The sequence below is a fragment of the Allobosea sp. 01N443 genome (assembly GCF_056399325.1).
Map to the genome: position 1 here is coordinate 1 of NZ_JBFTRC010000327.1, position 3,483 is coordinate 3,483.

Sequence of the window (3,483 nt, forward strand, 5' to 3'; positions counted from 1 at the left end):
AATTCATGATGCCCCAGACCGTGCCGAACAGGCCGATGAAGGGAGCGGCCGAGGCAATGGTCGAGAGCACGAGCAGCTTCGATTCCAGCCGCTCGGTTTCGCGCTGAATGGTGACGTCGAGAACCTTGTCGATACGTGCCGAAAGGCTGGYGACYGAGCGGCCGCCATTCTCGAAGGAGCGCTTCCACTCCCGCATCGCCGCGACGAAGACCGCCGCCATATCATTGACCGGCTTGCTCGCGAGATCGCGATACAACTCTTCCAGCGACCGACCGGACCAGAACACCTCCTCGAAGGCATCCATATCGCGGCGGGTGCGGCGATAGAGCAGCGTCTTGTCGATGATGATCGACCAGCACCACACAGAGGCGCCGAGCAGACCCATCATGACCAGCTTGACGACGATATGGGCGTGCCAGAACAACGTCCAGAACGACATGTCGATCTGTGGCGCAGCCTGCGCAACCTCGGCGGGGTTCATTCTGTCATCCTTTCAGACGGTCAGCGCGATCGAGCGCTGCTGATCCAATCTCCCGCCGACCAAATCGATGACCGAGGCCACGAATACCTCGCGCCACCACCGAATTTGCGAACTGGGGAACATGCCGTTCCTGTCAATTGCCTTTGAATCCGGCGAAAGATGGGCGCATCCGGGGTTTTCTTCATCAGCGACTCGTGCTGGTCGAGTTAAGCACCCAGCAAGGTTAATGCCGGGTTGACAGCGAAACGAATCGAACGGCGCGCCGCTGCTGCGGGCTCTGGGGCGGCGCGAGCGGATGCGCTGAGCCCCCCTGCGCGCGGAGTCTCATCAAAGCAAAATGGCCCACCTCGTTGCCGAGGCGGGCCATCTCTGGCGTCAGGTTTCAGGCGGACACGTCAGGCCGCATCCTGGTCCGGTTGGCTGCCGGGCCGACGATCGGCCATGAACTGGTCGAACTCGGCCTTGTCCTTGGCCATGCGCAGACGCCCCAGGAAGTCCTGGAACTCGCGCTGCTCGTCCTCAAGCCTGCGCAGGGTTTCTGCGCGGTACTCGTCGAAGGCATGGTTGCCGCTGGACGGCGGACCGCCCCATCGACCCCAGCCGCCGCCAGGGCCGCCGCGTTCCCCCATGCGTTCCCGCATGCGATCCATCTTCTCCTGAAGACGGCTCATCCGGTGCTCGAACCGGTTTCCACCGGCATATCCGCAAGACATGCGTCCACTCCCCCACATGAAGGCCAGGGTCGCAAGACCAAGCGGCCACCACACGATGAAGCCCAGTACCGCAAAGGCGAACCAGGCCCCTCTTCCATATTCATCAAGCCTCGCAACGATCGGCATCGATCCCTCGCGATATCAGTGAGTGTGTATGTTAGTCACATACACATTATGGGAACGCACCCGATCCCTGTCAAGCGGCGGAGGCCGGTTTCAATTCGCTGGTGCCGAGAKGCCGAGCCCTTGCAGATAGATCAGCATATTGGCTTCCAGCAGTTCGGCCGCCGACATCGGCAACGAGCGACGGCCCGCATCGGCCCGCCCGAACAAGGCTGCCACGCCATGCGACATCGCCCAGACATGCAGCGCCATCATCAGCGCCGGCGGCCGGCGCCCCGCCGGAAGGGTCGCGATCAGGGCCTCACAGGCCGCGCGCAGCATCTGGAAGGAACGATCCGCCGCGAGACGCAATTCCGGGCTGGCATCGAGTGGTACCCCAGCCTCGAACATCGCGGAATAATAGGCCGGCTGCTCATGAGCAAAGGCGATATAGGTCTGGCCTAACTGTTGGAAGGCAGTCCATGCATTGGGTCTGCCCTCGTTCCAGGCGCGCGACTGTGCCGCCTCGAAGGCCTGGAAGCCGCGCGTCGCGACATCGGCCATCAGTTCGACCTTGTCGCGATAATGCCGATACGGCGCCGTCGGGCTGACCCCGGCCAGCCGTGCGGCTTCGGCAACGGTGAAGCCGTTCGCGCCCTTCTCTGTGATCAGCTCGAGCGCCGCCCTCACCAGTTCCTCCTTGAGGTTGCCGTGGTGATAGCCGCGTCGCTCCGAATCCGGCCGCCGTCCGATCATGTAAGGAGCGCTAACATAGCGGGCGAATGGCGTCGACGATGTTCACCGCCCATCATGCATCGAGCCCCAGCCGGTGGCGCAGCGTGTCGGGAATACGCCGAGCCCGCCCGCCGCCGACGCAGGCGACCTTGACCTCGGCAGTGATCAGCACCTCCTCGCCACGCAGCACGCGCTGGGCAATATCCATCGTCGCGCCGCGTGCAGCCGTCGCAACGGTCTCAACGGTCAGCATGTCGTCCATCACGGCGGGCTTGAGGAAATCGATCGTCATGCGGCGCACCGCGAACCCCAACGCCGCGTCCCCGTCGAACAGCTCGCGCTGTTCAACGCCGAGCGCGCGGATCAACTCGGTCCGGCCGCGCTCCATGAAACGCAGATAGGAGGCGTGATAGACGACGCCGGAGAAATCGGTGTCTTCATAATAGACCCGGACGGGAAGCTGGTGGACGGCGCTCATGTCGCTGCGGGATTTCCGTGATGACGTTTCCCGACCTTTAGACCGGGCATGGCAGCCGGAACAACCGCGCACGGGCATGATCGACGCGACGCTACCCGGAACCTCGCGCCGTCGCTAAGGTTGCTTCACCGACAGCCTAGCAAGGAGAAACGGCATGGCCCAATCGACCAAGGCAATCCAGCGTCTTCTCGACAAGTCGGAATACGAGCTCTTTACCCGGACCCAGCGCCGAACCATCGGCGGCGCGACCGATGCCGAGTTGAAGGAGCTTTCGGTCCAGTTGCGCGAACGCCGCGACCGGGCTCGCTCGATCGCCCGCCAGCAGCGGCGCGAGATGCGCCGCAAATCCGAGCCGCAGGGCGCGCGCGCTGCCTCCGACAACAGCGGCACCAAGGCGAAGGCCGACATGCTGACCTCGGCGCTGAAGCGGGTCGGTGCCGAGCGGACGCGCCGCACGGAGAAGCTGCACGCTCCGAGCCAGCGCAGCCTTGCCCGCAAGGCGCTGGCGCTGAAGCAGCGCCAGGAGGCCGCCAAGACGCAGCCTGCGAGCCGGCACGCCGGTAAAGGCATGAAGTCCGTCCCAAGCAGCAAGGCAGGGAAATCCGGCGCGCTCGACCATGCGGGCCAACGCTCGGCGATGCACCGGTCGAAATTCGCGCGATAGCAGCGGGCCTCAGCGCGTGCAGGGCTTCTTCATGAAGGAGCCGCACTCGTACGGTTGCGACAGCGCCTCCCGGATGCCGTCGCTCCCATCGCCGATATCGTCGATACGCCAGGCGCCAGCTTCCCAGATCATCCGGAACGGCACCGTCACCGTCTTTCCGAGGCTCTGGAAGCTGGCTGTGACAAGCGCCTGCCCGCCCGCCGGCTTCCCTGTCACCGCAACGCGCAGGTTCTTCACCTCGCCGTCCTGACCGTTGAGGAAGGGATCAGCGCCGATATTGCCCATCTCGCCGCTCTCATCCTGATAGAGG

6 protein-coding genes are annotated in these 3,483 nt (G+C 64.3%); 1 reads left to right on the forward strand and 5 read right to left on the reverse strand.

What is annotated here, in order from left to right:
• The 4 genes from AC1DRP_RS35700 to ybgC form a co-directional block, all read right to left on the reverse strand.
• Positions 1-481, reverse strand: a 481-nt coding sequence (locus AC1DRP_RS35700) for a MotA/TolQ/ExbB proton channel family protein (protein WP_476771034.1), incomplete at its 3' end; no start/stop codon positions are given.
• Between the two features lie 395 nt (positions 482-876).
• Entirely contained in the window at positions 877-1,320 is a 444-nt protein-coding gene (locus AC1DRP_RS35705; RefSeq protein WP_113513332.1) for a DUF2852 domain-containing protein, read from the reverse strand.
• 90 nt (positions 1,321-1,410) lie between these two features.
• A complete protein-coding gene (locus tag AC1DRP_RS35710; protein ID WP_476771035.1) occupies positions 1,411-2,052 on the reverse strand; it encodes a TetR/AcrR family transcriptional regulator in 642 nt (213 codons plus the stop codon).
• A 52-nt stretch (positions 2,053-2,104) separates the two neighbouring features.
• A complete protein-coding gene (gene ybgC, locus AC1DRP_RS35715; protein ID WP_476771036.1) occupies positions 2,105-2,509 on the reverse strand; it encodes a tol-pal system-associated acyl-CoA thioesterase in 405 nt (134 codons plus the stop codon).
• 154 nt (positions 2,510-2,663) lie between these two features.
• On the opposite strand from ybgC, the gene AC1DRP_RS35720 reads away from it, so the two are divergent.
• Positions 2,664-3,173, forward strand: coding sequence for a hypothetical protein (locus tag AC1DRP_RS35720; RefSeq protein WP_476771037.1), 510 nt, complete (start codon positions 2,664-2,666; stop codon positions 3,171-3,173).
• A gap of 9 nt (positions 3,174-3,182) precedes the next feature.
• Here the strand turns inward: AC1DRP_RS35720 and AC1DRP_RS35725 are convergent.
• Positions 3,183-3,483, reverse strand: a 301-nt coding sequence (locus AC1DRP_RS35725) for a DUF3828 domain-containing protein (protein WP_476771038.1), incomplete at its 5' end; no start/stop codon positions are given.

Excerpts from the sequence above, each read along its gene's own strand:
- AC1DRP_RS35705 (WP_113513332.1), bottom strand. The coding sequence starts at position 1,320 with ATGCCGATCGTTGCGAGGCTTGATGAATATGGAAGAGGGGCCTGGTTC.
- ybgC (WP_476771036.1), bottom strand. The coding sequence starts at position 2,509 with ATGAGCGCCGTCCACCAGCTTCCCGTCCGGGTCTATTATGAAGACACC.
- AC1DRP_RS35720 (WP_476771037.1), top strand. The coding sequence starts at position 2,664 with ATGGCCCAATCGACCAAGGCAATCCAGCGTCTTCTCGACAAGTCGGAA.